At 56.4% G+C, this 25,807-nt stretch carries 25 protein-coding genes; 14 read left to right on the top strand and 11 right to left on the bottom strand.

What is annotated here, in order from left to right; all coding sequences use genetic code 11:
* Window positions 1-238 precede the first annotated feature (238 nt).
* From PAT9B_RS10405 to PAT9B_RS10395, 3 genes are all read left to right on the top strand, one after another.
* Window positions 239-1,828, top strand: coding sequence for a PTS transporter subunit EIIC (locus tag PAT9B_RS10405; RefSeq protein WP_013509228.1), 1,590 nt, complete (start codon window positions 239-241; stop codon window positions 1,826-1,828).
* Window positions 1,829-1,907: 79 nt separating this feature from the next.
* Window positions 1,908-2,627 carry a YoaK family protein gene (locus tag PAT9B_RS10400; protein ID WP_013509227.1) on the top strand — a complete coding sequence of 240 codons (720 nt, stop codon included), beginning with the start codon at window positions 1,908-1,910 and terminating at the stop codon, window positions 2,625-2,627.
* Between the two features lie 16 nt (window positions 2,628-2,643).
* Window positions 2,644-3,540 (top strand): LysR family transcriptional regulator, encoded by an 897-nt coding sequence (locus PAT9B_RS10395; protein ID WP_013509226.1) that lies wholly within the window; start codon window positions 2,644-2,646, stop codon window positions 3,538-3,540.
* Here the strand turns inward: PAT9B_RS10395 and PAT9B_RS10390 are convergent.
* From PAT9B_RS10390 to pspF, 8 genes are all read right to left on the bottom strand, one after another.
* Window positions 3,537-4,649 (bottom strand): oxidoreductase, encoded by a 1,113-nt coding sequence (locus tag PAT9B_RS10390; protein ID WP_013509225.1) that lies wholly within the window; start codon window positions 4,647-4,649, stop codon window positions 3,537-3,539. The two genes, PAT9B_RS10395 and PAT9B_RS10390, sit on opposite strands and share 4 nt — an antisense overlap.
* A gap of 206 nt (window positions 4,650-4,855) precedes the next feature.
* Window positions 4,856-5,644: an enoyl-ACP reductase FabI gene (gene fabI / locus PAT9B_RS10385; RefSeq protein WP_013509224.1), complete on the bottom strand. Its 789-nt coding sequence runs from the start codon at window positions 5,642-5,644 to the stop codon at window positions 4,856-4,858.
* Between the two features lie 141 nt (window positions 5,645-5,785).
* A complete protein-coding gene (sapF, locus tag PAT9B_RS10380) occupies window positions 5,786-6,589 on the bottom strand; it encodes a putrescine export ABC transporter ATP-binding protein SapF (protein ID WP_013509223.1) in 804 nt (267 codons plus the stop codon).
* A gap of 2 nt (window positions 6,590-6,591) precedes the next feature.
* On the bottom strand, window positions 6,592-7,587 hold the full coding sequence (gene sapD / locus PAT9B_RS10375; protein ID WP_013509222.1) for a putrescine export ABC transporter ATP-binding protein SapD: 996 nt from the start codon (window positions 7,585-7,587) through the stop codon (window positions 6,592-6,594).
* Window positions 7,587-8,477, bottom strand: coding sequence for a putrescine export ABC transporter permease SapC (sapC, locus tag PAT9B_RS10370; RefSeq protein WP_013509221.1), 891 nt, complete (start codon window positions 8,475-8,477; stop codon window positions 7,587-7,589). Before sapC ends, sapD begins: the two co-directional genes overlap by 1 nt.
* Window positions 8,464-9,429, bottom strand: coding sequence for a putrescine export ABC transporter permease SapB (gene sapB, locus PAT9B_RS10365; protein WP_013509220.1), 966 nt, complete (start codon window positions 9,427-9,429; stop codon window positions 8,464-8,466). The genes sapC and sapB overlap by 14 nt, the downstream gene beginning before the upstream one ends.
* 2 nt (window positions 9,430-9,431) lie before the next feature.
* Window positions 9,432-11,054, bottom strand: a complete 1,623-nt coding sequence (gene sapA, locus PAT9B_RS10360) for an ABC transporter substrate-binding protein SapA (RefSeq protein WP_013509219.1) — start codon at window positions 11,052-11,054, stop codon at window positions 9,432-9,434.
* Between the two features lie 681 nt (window positions 11,055-11,735).
* On the bottom strand, window positions 11,736-12,728 hold the full coding sequence (gene pspF / locus PAT9B_RS10355; protein ID WP_013509218.1) for a phage shock protein operon transcriptional activator: 993 nt from the start codon (window positions 12,726-12,728) through the stop codon (window positions 11,736-11,738).
* A gap of 164 nt (window positions 12,729-12,892) precedes the next feature.
* Here pspF and pspA point away from each other — a divergent pair, with 164 nt between their 5' ends.
* The 7 genes from pspA to tyrR all read left to right on the top strand — a co-directional run bounded on the left by pspA (window position 12,893) and on the right by tyrR (window position 18,661).
* Window positions 12,893-13,558 (top strand): phage shock protein PspA, encoded by a 666-nt coding sequence (gene pspA / locus PAT9B_RS10350; RefSeq protein ID WP_013509217.1) that lies wholly within the window; start codon window positions 12,893-12,895, stop codon window positions 13,556-13,558.
* A 42-nt stretch (window positions 13,559-13,600) separates the two neighbouring features.
* Window positions 13,601-13,828, top strand: coding sequence for an envelope stress response membrane protein PspB (pspB, locus tag PAT9B_RS10345; RefSeq protein WP_013509216.1), 228 nt, complete (start codon window positions 13,601-13,603; stop codon window positions 13,826-13,828).
* A complete protein-coding gene (gene pspC, locus PAT9B_RS10340; RefSeq protein WP_013509215.1) occupies window positions 13,825-14,184 on the top strand; it encodes an envelope stress response membrane protein PspC in 360 nt (119 codons plus the stop codon). Before pspB ends, pspC begins: the two co-directional genes overlap by 4 nt.
* A 14-nt stretch (window positions 14,185-14,198) precedes the next feature.
* The gene (gene pspD, locus PAT9B_RS10335; protein ID WP_013509214.1) at window positions 14,199-14,447 is read left to right on the top strand and encodes a phage shock protein PspD; all 249 of its coding nucleotides are present in this window, start codon (window positions 14,199-14,201) and stop codon (window positions 14,445-14,447) included.
* Complete coding sequence (locus PAT9B_RS10330; RefSeq protein ID WP_013509213.1) at window positions 14,428-15,813, top strand: YcjX family protein; 1,386 nt, start codon at window positions 14,428-14,430, stop codon at window positions 15,811-15,813. The genes pspD and PAT9B_RS10330 overlap by 20 nt, the downstream gene beginning before the upstream one ends.
* Complete coding sequence (locus PAT9B_RS10325; protein ID WP_013509212.1) at window positions 15,810-16,883, top strand: YcjF family protein; 1,074 nt, start codon at window positions 15,810-15,812, stop codon at window positions 16,881-16,883. The genes PAT9B_RS10330 and PAT9B_RS10325 overlap by 4 nt, the downstream gene beginning before the upstream one ends.
* Before the next feature lie 212 nt (window positions 16,884-17,095).
* Window positions 17,096-18,661, top strand: coding sequence for a transcriptional regulator TyrR (tyrR, locus tag PAT9B_RS10320; protein ID WP_013509210.1), 1,566 nt, complete (start codon window positions 17,096-17,098; stop codon window positions 18,659-18,661).
* Window positions 18,662-18,736: 75 nt separating this feature from the next.
* Here the strand turns inward: tyrR and tpx are convergent, their stop codons facing one another.
* On the bottom strand, window positions 18,737-19,237 hold the full coding sequence (gene tpx / locus PAT9B_RS10315) for a thiol peroxidase (protein WP_013509209.1): 501 nt from the start codon (window positions 19,235-19,237) through the stop codon (window positions 18,737-18,739).
* A 153-nt stretch (window positions 19,238-19,390) separates the two neighbouring features.
* Between tpx and ycjG the strand changes: the two genes are divergently transcribed.
* A complete protein-coding gene (gene ycjG / locus PAT9B_RS10310; RefSeq protein ID WP_013509208.1) occupies window positions 19,391-20,377 on the top strand; it encodes an L-Ala-D/L-Glu epimerase in 987 nt (328 codons plus the stop codon).
* On the opposite strand, the gene mpaA is transcribed toward ycjG, so the two are convergent.
* Window positions 20,346-21,059 (bottom strand): murein tripeptide amidase MpaA, encoded by a 714-nt coding sequence (gene mpaA / locus PAT9B_RS10305; RefSeq protein WP_013509207.1) that lies wholly within the window; start codon window positions 21,057-21,059, stop codon window positions 20,346-20,348. The two genes, ycjG and mpaA, sit on opposite strands and share 32 nt — an antisense overlap.
* Before the next feature lie 181 nt (window positions 21,060-21,240).
* On the opposite strand from mpaA, the gene PAT9B_RS10300 reads away from it, so the two are divergent.
* The 3 genes from PAT9B_RS10300 to PAT9B_RS30915 all read left to right on the top strand — a co-directional run bounded on the left by PAT9B_RS10300 (window position 21,241) and on the right by PAT9B_RS30915 (window position 24,427).
* On the top strand, window positions 21,241-22,860 hold the full coding sequence (locus PAT9B_RS10300; RefSeq protein WP_013509206.1) for an ABC transporter substrate-binding protein: 1,620 nt from the start codon (window positions 21,241-21,243) through the stop codon (window positions 22,858-22,860).
* A gap of 117 nt (window positions 22,861-22,977) precedes the next feature.
* The gene (gene zntB, locus PAT9B_RS10295) at window positions 22,978-23,961 is read left to right on the top strand and encodes a zinc transporter ZntB (protein WP_013509205.1); all 984 of its coding nucleotides are present in this window, start codon (window positions 22,978-22,980) and stop codon (window positions 23,959-23,961) included.
* A 319-nt stretch (window positions 23,962-24,280) separates the two neighbouring features.
* On the top strand, window positions 24,281-24,427 hold the full coding sequence (locus PAT9B_RS30915; protein ID WP_013509204.1) for a hypothetical protein: 147 nt from the start codon (window positions 24,281-24,283) through the stop codon (window positions 24,425-24,427).
* Window positions 24,428-24,478: 51 nt separating this feature from the next.
* Here the strand turns inward: PAT9B_RS30915 and ttcA are convergent, their stop codons facing one another.
* Window positions 24,479-25,414, bottom strand: a complete 936-nt coding sequence (gene ttcA / locus PAT9B_RS10290; RefSeq protein WP_013509203.1) for a tRNA 2-thiocytidine(32) synthetase TtcA — start codon at window positions 25,412-25,414, stop codon at window positions 24,479-24,481.
* Window positions 25,415-25,807: the final 393 nt, after the last annotated feature.

The raw sequence follows: 25,807 nt of genomic DNA, 5'->3' as shown, positions 1-25,807 counted from the left end.
GGCTTATTGTTTAGGAGTTGTTATCAGGATATGTCGACTGTTGGTGAGAAGTTTGCGACTGACAGCAAAAGTTGTCTAATTGATTGACTTAATGGTGCGATAGTTGGCGTTTATCGCGTAAAACGGACAGAAGCGTGAGCCAGTTCAAACTTTGGCGGATCGTCGCCCGGGCGTGGTTACGTGCGATGCGGATAACTGGCTAATAATTGTACTTTCAATTATTGCAAGGGTTTGAACCATGAAGAATCTGGCCAGCCAAATTCACGCCTTCGGTAAAGCCTTGATGATGCCCATCTCGGTGATTGCCGCCGCCGGGATCTTCCTCGGCCTCGCCGCGGCGATGCAGAACCCGGCAATCACCGGGGATGCATTCGCGCACCTGCAGGTGCCGCAGTTGATCATTGGTTTTATCCGTAAAGTCGCGGGTGCGTTGTTCGCCAACCTGCCGGTGTTCTTTGCTGTTGCCAGTGCGATTGGACTGGCAAAAGCAGAGAAACCCACCGCCGCCTTTGCCGCTGTGATTGGCTATATCGTCATGAATGTCGGCATCAGTACTACGCTGGCCGCCAAAGGGCTAACCGCCGCGACCACCACGCCGCAAGCGTTGCAGGCAGCCGGGATGGACCAGACCACGGCCATGATGACCTCGGCAGAATATATCGACATGCTGGGGATCTTCACTTACAACATGAGCGTGCTCGGCGGGGTAATTGCCGGGCTGATCACCGTAGCGCTGCATAACCGTTTTTATACTCAGCAACTGCCCACCGCCATCAGCTTTTTCGGTGGGCGGCGCTTCGTGCCGATTGTTACCGTGGTGGTGTTGCCGTTAATTGGCGTGTTGCTGGCGTTAATCTGGCCGACTATCGGTGCCGCTATCGCCTGGGTAGGGCAGATGATCGGAAAAAGCGGTCAGTACGGGGCGTTCTTATTGGGTGCCTGCGAACGTCTGCTGATCCCAACCGGTTTGCACCATATCCTCAACGAAACCGTGCGTTTCACCCCGATTGGCGGCATGGCGACGGTGGAGGGACACACCATTGTCGGGGCGCTGAACATCTTTAACACCTCGCTGACCAACCCGGGAGCGATCCCGGATGACACGGTGCGGGCCGCTACGCAATTTCTCGCGCAGGGTAAAATTCCGGTGATGATGTTCGGCCTGCCAGCGGCGGCGCTGGCGATTTACCACACCGCGCGTCCGGAACATAAGCAACGCGTCAAAGCCCTGATGCTGGCGGGGGCGCTCACCTCCTTTACCACCGGTATCACCGAGCCGCTGGAGTTCTGTTTTATCTTCGTCTCGCCGGTGCTTTACATTCTGCATGCCTTGTTGATGGGGCTGTCGTTTATGTTGATGTCGCTGCTGCATCTGATGATTGGCAACGTGCAGGGCGGTGCGATTGATTTGGTGGTGTTCGGCATACTCGGCGGCAGCAAAACCCACTGGTGGTGGACGCTGGTGCTGGGGGTGATTTACGTCCCGATTTACTACTACGGTTTCCGTTTTGTGATCACCCGTATGGGGGTGGAAACACCGGGACGCGAATCCGACGATGAGCAAAAACCGCAACAGGTGGCTGCGGATGAACGTACCAAGGTGATCATCAGCGGGCTGGGCGGTGAGGGCAATATCGAGGACGTCGATTGCTGCTTTACCCGCCTGCGCGTCCGCGTTAAGCAGATGAATGAAGTAGTGGATCAGACGCTGATGACCACCGGTGCCAATGGCGTCAATCGCGTTAGCGAGCATGATGTGCAGGTGATTTACGGCCCGCAGGTGGAGAAAATCGCTAACGAAGTGAAGAGTGCGCTGGGTGTCGCCTGACAGGAAAATGGTGGAAGCGCTTGAGAATCTTCAGCACTGGCAGGATGATAGCCGGGTTTAGGGTTGTCAGGGATATGCCATGCTGTTAAGCACTGAGAGTTCCAGAACGTATAATACTGACCGCCGTCTTGCCTGTACGCTGGCGGCGGTAGCCGGAGCGCTAAATACCGCTGCGTTTGAAACCGTGGGTTTTTTCTCGGCCAATATGACCGGTAACGTCTCGTTACTGTCGGATCATCTGGCCAAAGTTGATCTGCATATCGGCCTGTTTTTCCTGGTGATTATTCTGTTGTTTATCGCCGGGTCCTCCGTCTCGACCTTGATTATCAACGCCGGGCGGCGGCGTGAGATTCGCGGTATCTATGCCATCAATATCTTTATCGAGGGTATCGCCTTGCTGGTGCTTGGCGTGCTGGAGAGTTGGTTTCCCAATAACGATTCCGGCATGCAGCTGATTCTCAGCCTGAGTTTCTTGCTGGGATTGCAGAATGCGGTGGTGACACGGATTTCCAACGCACGCGTCAGGACCACGCATGTGTCAGGCACCTCGACTGATATCGGGATTGAGCTGGCGATGCTGCTGGATGTTCTGCGCCGTAAAGAGTCGCCGAAAGATGCTCCGTTATATATTGAACGACTGAAGCTGCATCTGTTCACGGTACTGGCCTTTCTCGGCGGGGGCGTGGTGGGGATCGTGCTGCTGAAAGCCATCAGCTTCAAATTGTTATTAATGATTGGCCTGATGTTGACGATGATGTCACTGACTGCCCTGCATCGCGCCCGCCAGGTGGCGCGATAATCCTTGTGAAAAAAGTATGGACATCAAACAGTTAATCTACCTTTGCAACCTTGAGCGCGAGCGCCATTTTGGCCGTGCGGCGGAAGCCAGCTTTGTCAGTCAGCCGACGTTATCGATGCGCCTGAAAAATCTTGAGCGCGAACTGGGCCTGTCCTTGATCAACCGCAGCAACAATTTTGATGGTTTTACCCCGGAAGGCGAACGGGTGCTGGCGTGGGCGCGTGAGATTGTTTCGGTCTATCAGGGACTGAAGCTGGAAGTGGAATCGCTGAAACACGGGGTAAATGGCACCCTGCGCCTTGGCGTGATGCCGCAGTGCAGCGTGGCATTACCCGCGTTGCTGAAAGCGGTGGAAGCCCGTTATCCGCAACTCGACTACCGGGTGTCGGCGATGAGCGCGGACCAACTGCTGGAAGCGCTGAACAGCCATACCGTCGATGGTGGCATTGGTTTTTTTGAACTCAATGCGCTGCGTGAGCTGCATTTCCAGACCGCACTGCTGAAGGACAGCGGTGTGGAGGCGGTGTTCAACCCCGATTTTTTTCCTGCGCTGCTGGAACATCAGACGTTGGATCTGGCATTGCTCGCCAGCCAGCCTTTGTGTCTCGCTGAGCCGACCCGCTATTTCCGTCGCTATATTGACAGTCAGTTGCGGGCGCTGGAGCTACTGCCCCGGGTGATTGTCGAAAGCGCGTCGATTATGCAGCTACTGCAAAGCGCCCAGGTGGGATTGGGGGTGATGGTGTCACCGCGCGGGCATCTGCTGCCAGAGATGCTGCAAAATCTGCAACGCCGACCGATTAATATCGCCCCGATGGGACGGCAGGCCGCGTTGGTGATTGCTGAGCCGGGCAGGGCGACGCCGCTGGCTCAACATTTCTTCGACGAAGCGCGCGGACACTTGCCCGATTAACGTGTTTCGCCCAGCGCCATCAGCAGGCGGTCCTGCCAGTTTGCCAGTGCCACTGCCTGTAGCAGGATAAAGATGCGATCCGCTTCCCAACCGGCATTCAGCAGCGGTTGCAGATGGGCGGCACTGAAACGTTCGGGTAAACGGGTCAGCTGTGCGCTCAGCGCCACCAGCGGATTGTCGTCGGCAACGTCTCTGAGCAGCGCCTCGCGTGCGCTTCCGGCGCAGCGATCAAACTGGCGCTGGCAGCCGAGAATACGTGCGCTCACTGCCTGAGCCACGGTTTCATCTGCTGCAAAATGTTCGCTCAGTCGTTGCTGTAACGTCGCCCAGCCATACAGCGCCTGAGCGTCGTGCACCAGCAACCACACCGCCTCTTCCAGACCCGCCATGCCCTGACAAAAGGTGATGGCCGCCAGTTGTTCCGCCGAGGCGTAACGTAATTCAACCGGTTTCAGTGCAGGTTGCCAGCTGGGAGAAGGCTGAAACAGCGCCGCATCGGCATCGGCGGGCGGTGACACACCGGGTATCCAGCGCACCGGCAAGCCAATCATTGCCTGTAACCCCGCCACGACGCGCGCCTGATAGCTGACAAAGCCTACCAACTGATTCAGGGTGACGATATCGGGTTCGGTCAGGCCAACCGCATCCAATGCATTGATGCTATTGGCGGTAATTAACGCCGGTTGCATCGCCAGTTGGCGGGCATATTGGGTGATTTGCGTGAGCCGATTATTACTTTCGCGCGATGAATCCGGCCCAGGCAGGGGATTCAAGCGCGCCGCATAGTGATTGCATAACCGTTGTACACCCGCGACCTGTGCCACGGTCAGCGCGGTGCTGAGGCGATCGTATAACGTCAGCGTGTGTGTCAGGGTCGTGGTTAATGAATCGGGAAACAGGATCTGACTCAGATCGCGCGCCGCCAGCAGCGCGGGTTGAAAACGCTGTAACAGTGGCTGCAATGCGCTGGCCTCCTGCTGCAAACCCAGCAGGAAACGATCGTCAAGATGCGCGGCCTCGGGAACCAACGGTGCCACGGCGCTGTGCTGCGGACGGGTCTGGCTTTCATAAAACCACTGGTCATGGCCTGGAGAACGGCGTTGTTCCATGGTCATTCCTTTTGCAAAAAACGGACTCAGTGCGGGTCGCCACAAGCTGAAAAGGGCGGGCGCACTAAAGGGCTAGCTTATCGTCGCCGAAGGGCGGTCCGGGGCAAAAGAATGATCGGTGATAATTAATAGCAAGAATGTATAAGGGGAGGTGCAGGTGCGGGTTTTAAAACGAAAAAGGGCGAGCCAGGCTCGCCCTCAGAAACTTATTTCAGTTCCAGCTCGTTCATCGCGGCAATGCTGAAGCCGCCATCAACGTGGACCACTTCACCCGTGATACCACCGGCCAGGTCGGAACACAGGAAGGCCGCAGAGTTACCCACGTCTTCGATAGTTACGGTACGGCGAATCGGGGTGACCGCTTCGCAGTGTGCCAGCATCTTACGGAAATCTTTGATGCCTGACGCCGCCAGAGTACGGATCGGACCGGCTGACACGGCGTTAACACGCACGCCTTCCGGGCCCATGGCATTCGCCATGTAACGCACGTTGGCTTCCAGAGACGCTTTTGCCAGACCCATCACGTTATAGTTCGGGATCGCGCGCTCTGCGCCCAGATAAGACAGGGTCAGCAGTGCTGAGTTCGGGTTCAGCATCGCACGGCACTCTTTGGCCATCGCAACAAAGCTGTAGGCGCTGATGTCGTGAGCGATTTTGAAGCCTTCACGGGTAACGGCGTTTACATAGTCGCCATCCAACTGGTCGCCCGGGGCGAAACCAATGGAGTGAACGAAACCGTCAAATTTCGGCCAGGTTTTTGCCAGTTCGGTGAACAGCGCAGTGATGCTCTCGTCTTCTGCCACATCGCACGGCAGAACAATGTCTGAACCCAAATCTTTAGCAAACTCTTCCACACGACCTTTCAGTTTGTCGTTCTGGTAGGTGAAAGCCAGCTCTGCGCCCTGTTTGTGCATCGCCTGCGCAATACCGTAGGCAATGGAAAGTTTACTGGCAACGCCAGTAATCAGAATGCGCTTACCGGAAAGAAAACCCATAGCTGTAATCCTTATGGTCATTGTTGTTGGCGGCCGCAATGATTAAAAAGTGTGCGACCGACGTTAATCGACGTGCGGATTCTAGCACGTCTCTATCAAATGCGGTAAATCGCACCGCGTTTTCCGCGATGCAGCGAACAATCAACGTTCACGCCGCCAGGCTTCGGCGGTTAGTGCTTCGCCAAAATGACTGGCAATCAGTCGTTTGGTCAGCTCGTGTAGCGGGGAAGCCAGCACATCGGCGGTACCGCCACGCTCCACCACTTCGCCCTGATGCATCACCAGCACCTGATCGCTGATATGCTTCATCATCCCAATGTGCTGCGTGACATAAATATAGGAGATGCCGTGCTTCTCCTGAAGTTCCAGCATCAAATTGACCAGTTGCGAGCGCATGGTCATATCCAGCGACGCCAGGGCTTCATCGGCGATAATCACCTTGGGTTGCAGGATCAGTGCACGCGCCAGCGCCAGGCGCTGTTTCTGGCCCGGTGCCAACATATGCGGGTAATAACCGGCATGATCGCGCAGCAAACCGACCTGGCGCAGCGTGGCGATAATCCGCTTCTCACGCTCTTCATCGTCCAGTTCGGTATTCAGCCGCAAGGGAAAATCAAGGATCTGACTGACGCGCTGCCGTGGATTGAGCGAGGTTGACGGGTCCTGGAAAATCATGCGGATACGCTGGCTACGATAGCCGTAGTCACCATATTCCAGCGGATGATCGTCAATCAGGATTTGTCCCTCGGTCGGCGGCACCATACCGCTCAACATCTTCGCCAGCGTCGATTTGCCGGAGCCGTTCTCACCAATAATCGCCAGCGTCTGTTTATCGCGCAGGGTAAAACTCACGTCTTTCACCGCTTCGACATGCTGGCGGCGAAACAACCCGGTGCGATAACGGAAGGTTTTGCTCAGGTTACGCACTTCAAGCAGCGTTTCCATGCTTACTGGCCCTCCATATTCAGCGGGAAGTGGCAGGCGTACAGATGCGCTTTGTTGCCGTTAAGGCGCGGTGTTTCGATGCATTTGCGCTGCGCATAGGGGCAGCGGGGGCCGAGGCGGCAGCCAATCGGCAGATGTTCCAGCGACGGAATGGCACCGGTCAGGGTATTCAGACGGCTTTTATGCGGCAATGCGCTACCGAAATCCGGCATCGCGCGGATCAATGCCTGAGTGTAAGGATGGTGGGGCGTTCCCATCAGATCTTCGCTCTGCGCGGTTTCCACCGTCTGGCCGCAATACATCACGTTGATGCGGTCCGCCCATTGGCTCATGGTGCGCAAATCATGGCTGATCAGCAAAATGGTGGTGTTGTTGTTCTGGTTGAGGCGGCTCAACAGGCGGAAGATCTGCGCCTGGGTGGTCGGCTCCATCGCGTTAGTGGGTTCATCGGCGATCAACAGGCGCGGCTGATTCGCCAGCGCGATGGCAATCATCACTTTCTGGCACTCCCCTTCGGTCAGCTCATAGGGGAAGCTACGCATGATGTCTTTATGATCTTTGATACCGACGCGGTGCAGCAACTCAATGGCGCGCGCTTTGCGCCAGAACCACAACCGCTGATACCAGCGACCTTTAAACGTCCAGCCAGGGATGGCCTGCATCAACTGGCGGCCAATGCTTTCTGAGGGATCGAGACAGGATTGCGGTTCCTGGAAGATCATCGACACGTTATGGCCGACAATACGGCGGCGTTCACGCGGCGAAAGGCGCAGCAAATCGATATCATCGAACCGCATACGGTCGGCGGTGACGCGCCAGTTATCTTTGGTGACGCCACAGATGGCTTTCGCCACCAGGCTTTTGCCGGAGCCGGATTCGCCGACCAGTCCGCGCACTTCGCCTTCGGTCAGGGTCAGATTGATACGGTCGACCGCTTTCACCGGCCCGTCGGCGGTCATAAATTCGATGGTCAGATTGCGGATATCGAGTAACGGCATTATTCAGCTCCCGCTTCTACGGCGCGACGGATGCCATCGCCCAGCAGGTTAACAATCAACACGCTCACCATCAGCGCCGCGCCAGGCAGCATCACCGTCCAGGGGGCGACATAAATCAGTTCCAGCGAGTCACCCAGCATCGCGCCCCATTCGGGCGAAGGCAGTTGTGCGCCAAGATCAAGAAAGCCGAGGGCCGCGATATCGAGGATCGCCATCGACAGGGAGCGGGTAAATTCACCCACCAGCAGCGGCAGCACATTGGGCAGCACCGCGCTCCACAGAATATTCAGGTTGCGCGCACCATCAAGACGCAACGCCACCACATACTCTTTTTCCATTTCGTCATGCACGGCGGTGTAGATTTCGCGCACCAGTCGCGGGATCAGCGCCAGCCACACCGCCAGCATCGCATGTTCGAGACGTGGGCCGAGAAACGCCACCACGATGATCGCCAGCAGCAGCGACGGAATCGACAGCAGGGTATCCAGCACGTGATTCATCACCGCCGAGCGCAGACCGTGCGTAATGCCAGCCAGCACGCCGAGCAACAAGGCGCAGAAGCCGGCTAACAGCGTGACCAGAATGGCCGAACCTACTGTGGGTGCCACGCCGCTCAGCAGACGGCTTAATACATCGCGCCCCAGATCATCGGTGCCGAGAAAGAACGATACATCGCCATAGCGTGACCACGAAGGCGGCAACAGTTGGTAGCCAAGGAATTGCTGATCGATGCCATAGGGGGCGAGCAAGCCACCAAACAGGCACAGGAACAGCAACGCACCAAAGCCGTACAGGCCAATCATCGCGCTGGTGTCGTGGTAAAAACGCTGCCAGCTAAGGCGGAAGGTGCCGGGCTGCCGTTTTTCGGCGTAGATATTATCGTAGGGCATACCATTCCTTATGCTTCAACGGGTTAAGCGCCGCCCCAATAATGTCAGACAAGACGTTAACCACAATCACCAGGCTACCCACCACCATCACACCGGCGGAAATCGCCGCATAATCCTGCTGACGGATGGCGTTAATCAGCCAACGCCCCAGCCCCGGCCAGTTGAATACCACCTCCGTGATCATCGCCAGCGTCAGCATGGTGGAGAATTGCAAACCCAGACGCGGGATCACCGGCGGCAGCGCATTATGCAACACGTGACGGCGAATCACGGTAAAGCGTGATAAGCCACGCGTGGCCGCCGCTTTGACATAGTTCTTATCCATCACCTCGCTGGTACTGCCACGCAGCAGGCGAATCACTTCGGTGGTCGGCGCTACCGCCAGCACAATCACCGGTAAAATCATATGCGTCAGGGTGCTGATCAACATTTCACGCCGCCACGGTGAATGACTCAGCCAGGCATCAATCAGCGCAAAACCGGTAACGTTCTGCACCGGATAGAGCAAATCAAAGCGCCCGGACACCGGCAGCCAGCCAAGGGTTAACGAGAAGAACAGGGTGAACAGCAGCGCCAGCCAGAACACCGGCATGGAGAAGCCAAGCAGTGCCAGCGCGCTGATGGCTTTGTCCTGCCACTTATTCCGCATCACCCCGGCGCAAATGCCGAGCGGGATGCCCACCAGCAGCGCCAGCATAAACGCCAGAATGCACAGTTCGAGCGTGGCGGGGAACACTTCACGGAGCTGGAGATCAATCAACTGGCCGTTGGTGCTGGAAACGCCAAAATCGAGTTGCAACAAGCCTTTAAACCAGAACCACCAGGCATCAAACAACGATGCGCCTTCCAGCGGTGCGTTGGGGGTGAAATAACTGAGGCTGAAACTCACCAGCGACAGCAAAAACAGCGTAATGATCAGCAGCAGCAGGCGACGCAGTATATAAATGATCATGTTTACTCCTCGCCGGCTTCATCGCGGTAGACGCCCGCGAACGAGGCGTTGCCAAACGGACTCAGTACCAAACCTTTAATATCATGGCGATAGGCCTGCAAACGCAAAGACGATGCCAGCGGCAACACCGGCAACTCCTGCGCCAGGATCTGCTGGGCATTATCATAACTCTCGATACGCGCTGCCAGCTGTTGTGACAGCAGAGCGCGTTGCAACACTTCATCAAAGGCCGGTGAACACCAGTGCGCGTAGTTAGTTTGTGAGCGAATCGCGGCACAGCTCAGTAACGGGCGGAAGAAGCTATCGGGATCGTTACTGTCGGTCGCCCAGCCGGTGAGGGTGATGTCGTGATTCATCGCCATCAGCTGCGCTTCCTGAAAGCGGCCTTCTACCGGCACGATGGTGACGCGTACCCCAATCTGCGACAAATCAGCCTGTAACAGCTCTGCGGTTTTCAGCGGGCTGGGATTCCACGCCTGCGATGCCGTTGGCACCACCAGCCGCAGATGGAGATTCTCCACGCCCAGCGCCTTCAGTTGCTCCCGTGCCTTGGCCGGGTTGTATTCGGTGACGCGCGCATCATTATCATACGCCCACGAGGCACGTGGCAGGATCGATGCTGCGGTTTCGGCGGTGCCGTAATAAATCGACTCCATCAGACGTTCATTATTGATCGCCAGTGCCAGCGCGTGACGGACTTCAGGCCGATCCAGTGGCGGTTTACGGGTATTAAACGCCAGATAAGCGATATTCATGCCGGGACGCAGTGTCATGCGCAGTCGTGGGTCATCGCGCAGAATACTCAACTGGCTGGCGGCAGGATAAGCCAACACATCACACTCGCCGGTCAGCAATTTCGACAAACGACCGGTGCCGCCGACGCCAAGGTCGATCACCACTTGCTGCAAACGCGGCACGCCTTTCCAGTAATGGGGATTGCGTGCCAGGCGCAGGTATTGTCCGGTGCGGTATTCGCTCAGCTGGAACGGGCCCGTGCCGACCGGTTCACGATCCAACTTTTCCTGCTGGCCTTTGGCGGTCAGTTGGTCGGCGTACTCTTTGGAGAGCACCGGGGCGTAATGGGTGGCGATGTGCCACAGGAACGACGCATCCGGGCTGTTCAGGCGAATTTCGACGGTATCGTTATCGATCTTTTTCACGCTCTGCACGGAGTCGGCAAATTGCAGGCTGTCGAAATAGGGGTAGCTGCCGCCGTTGACGTTATGCCATGGGTGCTGGCGATCGAACATACGGGCAAAACTGAACACCACATCGTCGGCATTCATGTTGCGCGTGGGGGTGAACCAGTTGGTGTGCTGGAAGGGCACATCTTTGCGCAGGTGGAAGCGGTAAGTCGCGCCATTATCACGCACCTCCCAGCTTTGCGCGAGATCGGGCATCAGCCGGTAGGTATAAGGATCAACATCCAGCAGGCGATCATAAAGTTGCGCGGCCAGCGTATCCACCACCAGACCGCTACTCGCCATCTGCGGATTGAAGGTATTTACCGTGCCATTCACGCAATAAACAAAACCGCTTTGACGAATATCGTTCGCGGGAGCTGCCCATGCGGACGCACTCAATACGCTGAGACCGAGCAACAGCGTGGGGATTAATTTTGGCATAGAACTCAACGATTCTGAGGCAATAGCGTGAGTGTATCGCAAACGCCGGGCACTCCCCAAATTAAGGCGAATTATGCTGTCTTTTTCACCAACGTGTAAGTGGGGTAATCACACCGTTAGTGTGGAAATGAGAAAAATTCTCAATTAGGGCTTTACAGATGATAATAAGAATGATTATTATTCTTCTGCGCTTCGACGGTGGCTCTACCGAAGAAGAGCACGACATTGCTCACATTGCTTCCAGTATTAAGTTGCCCGCTTCTGCGGGCTTTTTTTTTCTTCATATTTTGCACTGTAGCGGCGTTGGCTACGGTTGCTCACCCCGGTCACATACTCAGGTATGCTCCCGGGGATTCGCGCCCTTGCCGCCTTGCTACAGCACAAAATATTTCGAAAAAACCTGCTTACAACAACGTTGCGGCGTTGGCTACGGTTGCTCACCCCGGTCACATACTCAGGTATGCTCCCGGGGATTCGCGCCCTTGCCGCCTTGCTACAGCACAAAATATTTCGAAAAAACCTGCTTACAACAACGTTGCGGCGTTGGCTACGGTTGCTCACCTCGGTCACATACTCAGGTATGCTCCCGTAGCGGCGCGATTTATCGCGCTGTTTTGATATGCGGCAATCCAGAAAGGCGCGCGATAAATCGCGCCGCTACGAGTCGGACATGCGCGGAAGTTAACCTTCGTCCCGCACCTGAATTCCGTGCTTTTTCATCATCGCCCGCAACTGGTGATAAGTTACCCCCAGCAAATCCGCTGCACGGCGTTGGTTATATTTCGCCTCTGCCAGGCTGCGATCCACCAACTGACGCTCCTGCTGGTTCTGCCATAGGCGCAGATCGAGTGGCAAAGCGGGTAGCGCGTCAGGCGCTGCCGTCGCCACGACGGGCGCACTGCGCGCGGCAAACGGATTGATAATGATGTTATCCAGTTGCAGGTCGACGCTGTGATGGCGATAGACCGAACGTTCCACCACGTTTTTCAGCTCACGCACATTGCCAGGCCAGGCGTAATTCAACAGCGTTTGCTGCGCCTGTTCGGTAAAACCGGGGAAGAGCGGCAAACCCAGCTCGCGACACATTTGAATCGCAAAATGCTCCGCCATCACCAGGATGTCGCTGCGCCTTTCGCGCAGCGGCGGCAGTTGCACCACATCAAACGCCAGACGATCCAACAGGTCGGCGCGAAACTTGCCTGCCGCCGCCAGCGCCGGGAGATCTTCATTGGTGGCGCACACCAGTCGCACGTTGACCTGCAAGGACTGGTTGCCACCCACGCGTTCCAGTTGCCCATATTCAATCACGCGCAGCAGTTTTTCCTGCACCAGCATTGGCGCGGTCGCCAGTTCATCCAGAAACAGCGTACCGCCGTCGGCGCGTTCAAAACGGCCCAAATGGCGTTTCTGCGCACCGGTGAAGGCACCCGCTTCATGACCAAACAATTCGGAGTCGAGCAGGTTTTCATTCAACGCGGCACAGTTGAGGGAGATGAACGGGCCTTGCCAACGATCGGAGAGATAATGCAGGCGGCTGGCGATCAGTTCCTTACCGGTTCCGCGCTCACCAATCACCAGCACCGGTTTTTCCAGCGGGGCGAGGCGCGAAACCTGTTCCAGCACTTCAAGAAAGTTATTTGATTCGCCGAGGAGATTGTCGTTGCCATTGGCCATGATGAATTTCACTATCAGTTAATCAATTTCACTACCTTAAGGGAAAAGTTCGGCAGTGTAAAATAATCAATGCGAGTAAAATCAGTGAGATAAAAATTGGCACGGCTTTTGTATTAAGTGTTCAGCGCCTTGCGCCAACTTATGACACTAAGAGGAACATCATTATGGGTATTTTTTCTCGTTTTGCCGACATCGTGAACGCCAACATCAACTCACTGCTGGAGCGCGCCGAAGATCCGCAGAAACTGGTACGCCTGATGATTCAGGAAATGGAAGACACGCTGGTGGAAGTCCGTTCCACCTCCGCACGCGCACTGGCGGAAAAGAAACAGCTGCTGCGTCGCATTGAGCAGGCAGATATTCAGCAGGCCGAATGGCAGGAAAAAGCGGAACTGGCGCTGCGTAAGGACAAAGATGATCTGGCGCGTTCAGCGCTGATCGAAAAACAAAAATTGACCGATTTGATCGCGGCCCTGCAACAGGAAGTGGCGCAGGTTGAAGAGACGCTGGAACGTATGAAAGGCGAGATTGGCGAGCTGGAGAAAAAACTCAGCGAAACCCGTGCCCGTCAGCAGGCGCTGACCCTGCGCCACCAGGCGGCTTCTTCATCTCGTGATGTGCGCCGTCAGCTCGACAGCGGCAAACTGGATGACGCGATGGCGCGTTTCGAATCCTTTGAGCGTCGCATTGACCACATGGAAGCGGAAGCGGAAAGCCAGCGTTTCGGTAAACCGAAAAGCCTCGATCAGGAATTCGCCGAACTGAAGGCCGATGATGAAATCAGCCAGCAGTTGGCGGCGCTGAAAGAAAAAATGAATCGCGGCGAATAATTGGCCTGCACCCGCTACCGGTTAAATGATTAAGGAGAGTCAATGAGCGCACTTTTTCTGGCCATACCGCTGACCATCTTCGTGCTGTTTGTCGCACCGATTTGGTTATGGCTCCACTACAGCAACAAACGCAACGGCGGTGCGGAGCTATCATCGAATGATATGCAGCGTTTACAGCAACTGACGCAGGATGCGCGCCGGATGCGCGAGCGCGTTGAAGCGCTGGAAGCGATTCTGGATGCGGAGCACCCGAACTGGAGGCAGCCATGAGCGGAACCAGTCTGAAAGGGCGCAAGCTGTGGCGCATTCCTCAGCAGGGCAAAGTGCGTGGCGTCTGCGCCGGTGTGGCCGAGTACCTCGACATTCCGGTGACGTTGCTGCGGGTGATTGTGGTGCTGTCGATGTTTTTTGGATTGTTCGGCTTCACCCTGATCATCTACTTTATTCTCGGCTTTGTGCTGGATGTGAAACCCGAAGATGAACCGGGTGAACGCGCGCCGAGCGCCAGTCAATTGCTGGATGAACTGGATGACGCGCTCAAGTTCGATGAGCGCCATGTGCGGGACATTGAACGTTACGTCACCTCAGAAACATTCAGCGTGCGTAGCCGTTTTCGTCAAATCTGATACTGGAGGTTGCCTTGTCTGCCCAACGTTTTTCTACTCTGCGCCGCCGTGCGGCACCGGCGTTGAAGTCGGCGGGGAAATTTATCATTATCAGTGCAGTCACTTACGCGCCCGGCGGTATCGCTGGCTGGGCGGTAAAATCGGTGGCGCGTCGCCCGTTACGTCTGTTGCTGGCGGTCGCGCTGGAACCGTTGCTGAGCAAGGTGTTTAACCGCCTGTCGGCACGCTTCATCAGGGAGAACGATGAAAAGACTGCAAAATGAATTGATGGCGTTGGTGAATCGCGGTGTCGATCGTCACCTGCGCCTTGCCGTGACCGGCCTGAGCCTTAGCGGCAAAACCGCCTTTATTACTTCGCTGGTTAATCAGCTACTCCACGTGCACAGCGGCTCTCGTTTGCCGCTGTTTAGCGTGGTACGTGAAGAGCGTCTGCTTGGCGTGAAACGCGTGCCACAGCGCGAACTTGGTACCCCCCGTTTTACCTACGATGAAGGTCTGGCGCAGTTATACGGCACACCGCCGATGTGGCCAACCCCGACGCGTGGCGTCAGCGAAATCCGTCTCGCGTTACGCTATCGGCCGGATGAATCGCTGCTGCGTCATTTCAAAGATACCGCCACTCTGTACCTGGAAATCGTTGATTATCCGGGGGAATGGCTGCTCGATTTACCGATGCTGGCGCAGGATTATGCTGGCTGGTCACGGCAGATGCTTGGTCTGTTGCAGGGCGATCGGGCGGAATGGGCGCAGCACTGGCGTAGCCTGTGTGCCGATCTCGATCCTTATGCTGCTGCCGATGAAAACCGTCTGGCGGCGATGGCTGCGGCCTGGACCGATTATCTGCATCAATGCAAAAACCAGGGGCTGCATTTTATTCAGCCCGGCCGCTTTGTCTTGCCTGGCGATATGGCGGGTGCCCCGGCGTTGCAGTTTTTCCCCTGGCCGCAACAGGAGGATCTCCAGCGTCAGGCTCCGCCAGGCAGCAACTACGCCATGTTGCAGCAACGGTTTAATTACTACTGCCAGCACGTGGTGAAAGGCTTCTACAAGAACCATTTTCTGCGCTTTGACCGTCAGATTGTGCTGGTCGATTGCCTGCAACCGCTCAACAGCGGGCCGCAGGCGTTTAACGATATGCGACTGGCACTGACGCAACTGATGCAGAGTTTTCACTACGGTCAGCGCACGCTGTTTCGCCGCCTGTTTTCGCCGGTGATCGACAAGCTGCTGTTCGCGGCCACCAAAGCCGACCACATCACCGCCGACCAACACGCCAATATGGTGTCGCTGTTGCAGCAACTGGTGCAGGATGCGTGGCAAAACGCCGCCTTCGAAGGCATCAGCATGGACTGTCTCGGCCTGGCGTCGGTGCAGGCGACCGAGAGCGGGCTGGTGGACCATCGCGGCGAGAAGCTGCCTGCACTGCGCGGTCATCGTCTGGCGGATGGCGAAGCCCTGACATTTTACCCGGGCGAAGTACCGCCACGGTTGCCGGGCCATAGCTTCTGGCAACAACAGGGATTTCAGTTTGAACAGTTCCGGCCGCAGCAGCTCGATGTTGATCGTCCGCTGCCGCATATTCGCATGGACGCGGCGCTGGAATTTTTATTGGGAGACAAATTGCGATGAACGATGAAACCCCGTTAAAACCGCGTATTGATTTTGCCCGCCCGCTGGAGAGCAGCGAGGAAAAACCGCTGCGCGCCGCGCAAACCTTTGCGGCTGACAGCGAAGCGGCTTTTCTCGCGCTACGCGAAGAGGAACCGCTGGAAGAGGGGGCTGGTGAAAAAGCGGTGGAAGCGGCGCTGCGCCCGAAGCGAAGCCTGTGGCGCAAAATGGTGGGCGCGGGACTGGCGATTTTTGCTGTCAGCGTGGTGGCGCAGGGCGTGCAGTGGCTACACGATGCGTGGCTGACACGGGACTGGTTCGCGCTGGGCAGCGGTGTTGCTGGTGGTTTGATTGTCGCCGCCGGGGCGGGTGCGCTGATCGGTGAGTGGCGTCGCTTGTATCGCTTGCGTCAGCGGGCGGAGGAGCGCGATGTGGGGCGCGAGTTGCTGCACAGCCACGGCATCGGTAAAGCCCGCCCGTTCTGTGAAAAACTGGCGCAGCAGGCACAACTGGATCAGGCGCATCCGGCGTTGCAACGCTGGCACGCGGCGTTGCATGAAACCCATAACGACCGCGAGATCGTTACGTTGTATGCCCAACTGGTGCAGCCGGTGCTGGACCGCCAGGCACGGCGGGAAATCAGTCGTCATGCCGCCGAAGCCACGCTGATGATCGCCGTCAGCCCGTTGGCACTGGTGGATATGGCGTTTATTGCCTGGCGAAACCTGCGGTTGGTAAACCGCATCGCCACGGTTTACGGCATCGAGCTGGGCTATTTTAGCCGATTGCGGTTGTTCCGCCTGGTGTTACTGAATATGGCGTTTGCCGGTGCCTCGGAACTGGTGCGTGAAGTGGGTATGGATTGGGTGTCGCAAGATATTGCCGCACGCCTGTCGGCCCGTGCCGCACAAGGCATTGGTGCCGGCTTGTTGACGGCGCGCCTGGGTATCAAAGCGATGGAGCTATGCCGCCCCTTGCCGTGGCTGGAGGATGATAAACCGCGCTTGGGTGACTTCCGCCGTGAATTGATCGGCCAGCTGAAAGAAACCCTGAGCAAGAGTGAGGGCAAAGCAGGGCAGAGTGCTAAATAATCGCCGCCTGTTCACCTTTCACACTAAAAAGCGTGTGAAAGGTGAGATTTTCTTTGTTAATTGTGATTTTTGACGGGATTAATCGTGGTTGTTCCGTTACAATTTTGCCCATCGCCTGCCTCTGACTGTCAACTTTTCATGACAGGCCCCTTCTGAGGCGTCGCAAGTTAGCGTATTATCACTAAAATCAAAACCTGATTAAGGCCATCGCAATGCGTTTGGAAGTTTTCTGCCAGGACCGTATCGGTCTGGCGCGCGAGCTGCTCGACCTGCTGGTTGCACGCAATATTGACCTGCGCGGCATTGAAATTGCCCCGCTTGGCCGTATCTACCTCAACTTTTCCGCGCTGGAATTCGAATCCTTCAGTTCGCTGATGGCGGAAATCCGCCGTACACCTGGCGTGACAGATGTTCGTACCGTGGCGTACATGCCGTCCGAACGTGAGCATCGCGCGCTCAGCGCGTTGCTGGTGGCGATGCCGGAGCCGGTGCTGTCTATCGACCTTAAATGTAAAGTCGAGCTGGCTAACCCGGCGGCACAAAACCTGTTTAACCTCGACGAACAAAAAATCCGCAACCAGAATGCCGGTTCCCTGATCAGCGGTTTCAACTTCCAGCGCTGGATGGAAAACGATCGCGTGGACGCGGAAGCGCAGCACGTGGTGATTCAGGGGCGTGATTTTTTGCTGGAGGCGCGGCCAATCTATCTGGCTGAAGAAGAGGGCCAGAACGATCAACCGGTTGGGGCGATGATCACCCTGAAATCCACTGCCCGCATGGGCCGCCAACTGCAAAACCTGACCGTGACCGATGAATCGGAGTTCGATCATATTGTCGCAGTGACGCCGAAGATGCGTCAGGTGCTGGACCAGGCGCGCAAACTGGCGATGCACGATGCGCCGTTGTTGATTGTTGGCGACACCGGCACCGGCAAAGACATGCTGGCGCGGGCCTGCCATTTGCGCAGCGCGCGTGGCAAGAAACCCTTCCTGGCACTGAATTGTGCCTCGCTGCCGGATGATGTGGCGGAAAGCGAGCTGTTCGGTCACGCTGCGGGGGCTTATCCCAACGCGCTGGAAGGCAAAAAAGGCTTCTTTGAACAGGCCAACGGTGGTTCGGTGCTGCTGGATGAGATCGGCGAGATGTCACCGCGAATGCAGACCAAACTGCTGCGTTTCCTCAACGATGGCACTTTCCGCCGCGTGGGTGAAGAACATGAGGTCCATGTGGATGTGCGGGTGATCTGCGCGACGCAAAAAAATCTGGTGGAACTGGTGCAGCGCGGCGAATTCCGTGAAGACCTGTTTTACCGCCTGAATGTCCTGACCCTCAATCTGCCGCCGCTGCGTGAGCGTCCGCAGGATATCCTGCCGCTGACCGAGATGTTTGTCGCACGCTTTGCCGATGAACAGGGGCTGCCAAGACCGCGCCTGTCACCGCAACTGACCGCCTTCCTGACGCGTTACAGCTGGCCGGGCAACGTGCGACAGCTGAAAAACGCCCTGTACCGTGCCATGACTCAGCTGGAAGGTTACGAGTTGCGCCCGCAAGACATCATCCTGCCGGAACAGGCGTTGGATGTGTCGCTGGGGGAAGAGGCGATGGAAGGCACGCTGGATGAGATCACCAGCCGTTTTGAGCGCTCAATCCTGACACGGCTGTATCTCTCTTATCCCAGCACGCGCAAGCTGGCGAAGCGCCTCGGCGTCTCGCATACCGCGATTGCTAACAAGTTACGTGAGTACGGTTTAAGTCAGAAGCGTAACGACAGCGAATAACGCTGTCGCGTCGCCAGCCGGGCATAAAAAAACCGTCTTCATCACTGAAGACGGTTTTTTTTAATCTGTCGCGGATTACAGCGCCGCCAGCGCCGCATCATAGTTCGGCTCGCTGGTGATTTCGTTCACCAGTTCGCTGTAAATCACTTTATCGTTCTCATCCAGCACCACCACCGCACGGGCAGTCAGGCCTTTCAGTGCGCCATCTGCAATCGCGACACCGTAATCTTCTTTAAATTCTGCACCGCGCAGCGTCGACAACGTCACCACGTTGTTCAGGCTCTCAGCGCCGCAGAAACGTGACTGCGCAAACGGCAGGTCAGCAGAGATGCACAGCACCACGGTGTTGTCAGCTTTGCCAGCCAGTTCGTTGAACTTGCGCACAGAAGCGGCACAGACACCGGTATCAATGCTCGGGAAAATGTTCAGGACTTTGCGTTTGCCTGCATACTGAGAAAGGGTCACATCAGCGAGATCTTTAGCCACCAGAGAGAACGGTTTAGCCTGTGCGCCTGCCTGCGGGAACTGGCCTGCTACCGGCACCGGGTTACCCTGGAAGTGAACATTCTGAGACATACGATTTCCTTTTAACGATGAAAAAATCTGACTTTTACTCGGTCAGAACAGGTATAGCCGTTGTTTATGACATATTTTTTAAGGGTTTACGAGGGCAAATCGTAGCGGAAACTGCGCCAGCTCGCATTTAAGTAATGGATTTAAGGAGAAATAATGAGATCAGTGAAGAGTTATCCGGAAGCCTGGCCGTTGCATTCCCCTTTTGTGATTTCGCGTGGTAGCCGCACCGAGGCGCAGGTGGTGGTGGTAGAAATTGAAGAAAACGGACTGCGCGGCGTGGGTGAGGCCACGCCTTATGCTCGCTATGGCGAAAGCGAAGCCTCAGTACTGGCACAGATCGCCTCGGTGCTGACGCCATTGCAAAACGGGCTGACGCGTGCGGCATTACAGCAGGCGCTCCCGGCAGGCGCGGCACGGAATGCGATTGATTGCGCTCTGTGGGATCTGGAGCGCCAGCAACAGCAGCAAAGCCTGGCCGAATTGTGTGGCGTGAGCCTGGCCTCGCGTATCGTCACCGCCCATACCGTCAGCATCGATACCCCCGACGCCATGGCCAGTAGCGCGCTGGCGTTATGGCAGCATGGTGCGCAGCTGTTGAAAATCAAACTGGATAACAACTTTATCAGTGAACGTCTGGTTGCCATCCGCAGTGCGGTGCCGGAAGCCACGCTGATTGTTGATGCTAACGAATCCTGGCAGGCAGAAGGACTGGCGGCGCGCTGCCAGTTATTGGCCGATCTTGGCGTGGCGATGCTGGAGCAACCCTTGCCGGCTGCCCATGATGGCGCGCTGGCGAATTTTATCCACCCGCTGCCGATTTGCGCCGATGAAAGCTGCCACACGCGTGACAGCCTCGCGGCCCTGCATGGGCGTTATGAGATGGTGAATATTAAACTGGATAAAACCGGCGGCCTGACGGAAGCGCTGGCGTTGGCGGTCAGCGCCCGACAGCAGGGTTTTGCCATTATGCTCGGCTGTATGCTGTGCACCTCGCGTGCCATTCGTGCGGCGTTACCGCTGACGCCGCTGGCGCAGTTTGCCGATCTCGACGGTCCCACTTGGCTGGCGGCGGATGTGGAACCGTCGCTGCATTTTGCCAACGGCGTGCTTATGCCTGCGGTTGCCAGCGCAGCAGATTAATCATGGTTTCCAGATAGACTTCGGTGGCTTCGTCCACCGAAATCGGCGGCATTTCAGCCGTGATGCACAACAGGCCGATATCGTCGCACCAGCTGCCAAAAGAACCCGGCGTGGCATAGCCGACGCTGCTGACCACCGGCAACTGGGTTTGCTGCGACAGCCACTGCGCCAGTTCGCTGTGGTGGGGATCGTCAATACAGGCGAGCGGTTCATGCCAGGTTACCACCCAGCGTGGCTTGAGGCTATGGATTAACTGGCACAACGCCTGGGTTTCCGGCTCTGACGAAGGGTGTTCACCGGTGGAAAGCACCACATCACGCTCGTCCGCCACGCTGTTCCAGCGATAGACGGTGTCACCGCTTTGCCAGTTGGCGGCCGGGAAATTACGGTTGAGGTCGACACCGCGCGCATTGGCGCGCAGGCCGAGCTGACAGCCATCGGGATTCACCGCCAGAATGACATGATGACGGCGCAGCGCATCCGGCAGAGTGCGCATGGCGCCCGATAACGTGGCGACAGCGGCGTTTTCATCGCCGTGGGTACCGGCGATGATCAAACCGCTGTCAGCATCCGCCGCAGGCGCAGGAAACCACAACAGCGGTGCGCCCAGTACCGATTGCCCATATTGTTGCCAAACTGCATCCAGCTTGCCGCGCAACGGGCGCGGGTGTAGTGACGACATAAGCAAACATTCCTCAATAAGAAAACGCAAAATGTGACCGGAGATCCAGCCTCAACATAACGGTAAACAGCACGCCAGAAAATAGCTATTTATCAATCATCAATCTGCGATAAAGTGCCAAAAGTCGCTGGCGGCACCGTTCTTTTTTGCAGCCGCCTTTTTTCGGGTTAAAGGAGTGGTGATGAAAATAGCGTTTCGCAAGACCCTGGCTGCCTTAATGGTTATCGGTGCCAGCGCACCCGCATTGGCCGCCACCGTGCCCGCCGGGGCGCAACTGGCTCCGGTGCAGGAAATCGTGCGCCACATTAAAGATGAACCCGCGTCACTCGATCCGATGAAGGCCGTTGGCCTGCCGGAAATCCAGGTGATGCGCGACCTGTTCGAAGGACTGACGAATCAGGATGCGCAGGGCCATATCGTGCCGGGCGTGGCGCTCAGCTGGAGCAGCAACGACAACAAAACCTGGATTTTCAACCTGCGCAAAGACGCGCGCTGGTCCAATGGCGACCCGGTCACCGCGCAGGATTTTGTTTACAGCTGGCAGCGGTTAGTTGATCCGAAAAACAGCTCACCTTCTGCCTGGTTCGCGGCGCTGAGTGGTATCGAGAATGCTGAGGCCATCACCAAAGGGCAGATGAGCGCCGATAAACTCGGCGTGGCGGCGCTGGATGGCAATCGACTCAAGGTGACGTTGTCACGCCCGGTTCCGTGGTTCCCCAGCATGGTGGCCAATGCGGCGTTGTTCCCGGTGCCGGAAAAAGTTATTGCGCAATCGGGTGATGGCTGGACAGCGCCGGGCAAGCTGGTCGGCAACGGGGCTTATCAATTGCAGTCGCGCGTGGTGAACGAGAAAATTGTGCTGGTGCGTAACCCGCATTATTGGGATGACGCCCATTCCGTACTGACCAAAGTCACGTTTATCCCGATCAATGAAGAGTCGAGCGCCACGAAACGCTATCGCGCCGGTGATATTGATATCACCGAATCCTTCCCGAAAAATATGTATGCGTTACTGAAAAAAGAGTTGCCGGGACAGGTGTATACCCCGGACCAGCTTGGCACGTATTACTACGCCTTTAACACGGAGAAAGGCCCGACGGCGGATGTGCGGGTGCGTAAAGCGCTGACATGGACCATCGACCGTCGCATCATCGCGGAAAAAGTGTTGGGCACCGGGGAGAAACCGGCCTGGCATTTCACCCCGGATGTCACCGCCGGTTTTACGCCGCAGCAGAGCTATCTGCAACAGCACAGCCAGCAGGAGCTAAACGCTCAGGCCAAGGCGCTACTGAATGCCGCTGGCTATGGCCCGGCTAAGCCGCTGCACCTGACGCTGCTGTATAACACTTCAGAAAGTCACCAGAAGATTGCTATCGCAGTAGCGTCGATGTGGAAAAAGAATTTGGGTGTTGATGTCACGCTGCAAAATCAGGAGTGGAAAACCTATATCGACAGCCGTAACAGCGGCAACTTCGACGTGATCCGCGCCTCATGGGTGGGGGATTATAACGAGCCGTCGACGTTCCTCAGTTTGCTGACCTCCAGCCATACCGGCAATATCGCGCGTTTCCGTAACGCCGATTATGATGCGGTGCTGGCCAAAGCCAGTGCTGAGACCAGCGCGCAGGCGCGTAATCAGGACTATAACCGCGCCGAGCAGATCCTGGCGGAGCAGGCCCCGATTGCCCCGATTTATCAGTACACCAACGGGCGTCTGATTAAGCCGTGGGTGCAAGGCTACCCGATCACTAACCCGGAAGATGTCGCCTATAGCCGCGAACTGTGGATCGCTAAACATTAAGTTACCTTTCTGGCGGCCTGACGGGCCGCCTGTCATGTTTGCTCACAGCCTGAAGATTGCAACTCGTCGTCGCCACGCTAGACTGTATCGTATTGATTTTGATAGAGAGGCGAGTACGTGAACGTCATTGAAGGTAAAGCATTGCAGGTTTCGGATGCCATTGTGGCTTGTCAGCTTGATGGCCAGGGGGGATTGATCGCCATTGAGGACACGGATGTCGTCAATTGTGAACGCCCCTGCTGGCTGCACCTCAATTACACCCAGCAACAAAGCGCCGAATGGTTGCAAAAAACCCCGTTGATTCCCGACTCCGTGCGTGATGCGCTGGCGGGCGATAGCATGCGTCCGCGCGTCACCCGTCTTGGCGATGGGTTTATGATTGTGCTGCGCAGCGTCAATCACAACACGGATTCGCGCCCGGACCAACTGGTGGCGATGCGGGTGTTCATCAACGACAAATTGATCGTTTCGACGCGCCGCCGCAAAGTCTACGCCATTGATGAGGTGCTGACCGATCTGCAAAACGGCAATGGCCCGATCGATGGTGGCAGTTGGCTGGTGGATGTGTGCGACGCGCTGACCGATCACGCCAGCGAATTTATTGAAGAGATGCACGACAAGATTATCGAGCTGGAAGATGCACTGCTGGACCAACAAATCCCGGCACGCGGCGAGCTGGCGCTGCTGCGTAAGCAGCTCATCGTGATGCGGCGCTATATGGCACCGCAGCGTGACGTCTATGCCCGGATGGCGAGCGAAAAGCTGACATGGATGGATGACGACCAGCGTCGTCGCATGCAGGATATCGCTGATCGCCTCGGACGAGGACTGGATGATCTGGATGCGGGCGTGGCGCGTACTGGGGTATTGACCGATGAAATCGCCTCGCTGTTGGCGGAGGCAATGAACCGCCGGACGTACACCATGTCGCTAATGGCGATGATCTTTTTGCCAGCGACCTTTCTTACCGGCCTGTTCGGTGTCAACCTCGGCGGCATTCCGGGCAATAGCTGGCACATGGGCTTTGGCGTGTTCTGCCTGCTGCTGGTGAGTTTGGTGGTGGGCTTGTTCTGGTGGCTGAGACAGCGCAAATGGTTATAAGCGCCGCGGGTGTGTTAATGCTGGGTTAGCAAAAGGTAACTGTTTGTAAATTAAGGGCGAAGCAGTAAAAAAGCGGAAAAAAACTGATCGACGTCAATATCCGCAACCGACAACAGGGGCAAACTCTCTCTCGCAGGTGAATGCAACGTCAAGCGATGGGCGTTGCGCTCCATATTGTCTTACTTCCTTTTTTTGAATTACTGCATAGCACATTTGATTCGTACGACGCCGGCTTATCCGCCGGCTTTTTTTTTGCCCGTTTGCCAGTGCCGCTTACCTTTTCCTATGCTTAAAGGACATTCGCAACAAGGAGAAGGGCATGCAACCGATTCGCGCCACCGATCCCATCCCCACTGATCCACCGCCTATCCCGGAACCGATTCCGCATCCACAGCCGTTGCCGGAACCAGATCCACCGTATGATCCCGAGTTTCCACCGATTATCGATCCACCACCGCATCGTTAATAAAAAAGGCGCGTAGCCGAAGCGACGCGCCTTTATTTATTGCGGGGAAAATTACTTAATCTGCAACACGTCGAGACGCACGCTCAAATCAGCGGCATCTTCCTCTTCCGGCTGCCAGCCGGCAGGTTGCACCGGCAGCGACTCGCGGTCGAATGCCAGATCGCCCCCGTCAATCACCGCATCGCCATGCTGAATGCCTTTGAAGTCAAACAGGTTGATATCAGCCATATGCGAAGGAACGATGTTTTGCATCGCGCTGAACATGGTTTCGATACGTCCGGGATAGCGTTTATCCCAGTCACGTAGCATATCCGCCACCACCTGACGTTGCAGGTTCGGCTGAGAGCCACACAGGTTGCACGGGATAATCGGGTACTGACGGGCTTCGGCAAAACGGATGATGTCTTTCTCGCGACAGTAGGCCAGCGGGCGGATCACGATGTGTTTACCATCATCGCTCATCAGTTTTGGTGGCATGCCTTTCATTTTGCCGCCGTAGAACATGTTCAGGAACAGGGTTTGCAGGATGTCATCGCGATGATGCCCCAGTGCGATTTTGGTACAACCCAGTTCTGTCGCCGTGCGGTACAGAATGCCGCGACGCAAGCGTGAGCACAGCGAGCAGGTGGTTTTGCCTTCCGGTATCTTCTCTTTAACGATGGAGTAGGTGTCTTCGTTAACGATTTTATACTCAACACCCAGCTTATCCAGATACGCAGGTAACACGTGCGCCGGGAAACCCGGCTGTTTCTGGTCGAGATTTACCGCCACCAGCGAGAAGTTAACCGGGGCGCTTTGTTGCAGATTGCGCAGAATTTCCAGCAGGGTGTAGCTGTCTTTACCGCCAGACAGACACACCATGATGCGATCGCCTTCTTCAATCATGTTGAAATCGGCAATGGCTTCGCCCACGTTACGACGCAGACGCTTTTGCAGTTTGTTCAGGTTGTACTGCTCTTTTTTTGTATTATCTTGATTTTGTTGCATTATTTACTGTCTCAGCCAGCGATTTTCAGCAAAAGGGGCATGACGGCGGCACTGCCAGCGACCAGGCGATTTTAGCGTTCAGTATTTTAACCTGCTTGCTATTCATCTCTGCAATCCGCGTAACATCAATCTCATACCCCCTCTGCGCATTCTCGTGTCCCCTCTGATGTGCAATAAACGAAGGGACCGCACCTGCTGACATCAGCCAGCAGGTAAAAGTATGTCGCGTATGGTACGGATTACGGCGGCGAATTCCAGCACGTTTTATAGCAGCATGGCAGGATGCACCGATCGCATTCGCTGCTGAAGGGGGATCTCTGGCTGCGGAAACACAGCGATAACCTTCTCTGAGCCAGCGCGGGTGCTGAGACGTCCGCCGTAAATATCTGCACG

This window comes from Pantoea sp. At-9b (assembly GCF_000175935.2).
GTDB lineage: Bacteria > Pseudomonadota > Gammaproteobacteria > Enterobacterales > Enterobacteriaceae > Pantoea.
This window is presented reverse-complemented; position numbering and strand designations above follow the sequence as displayed.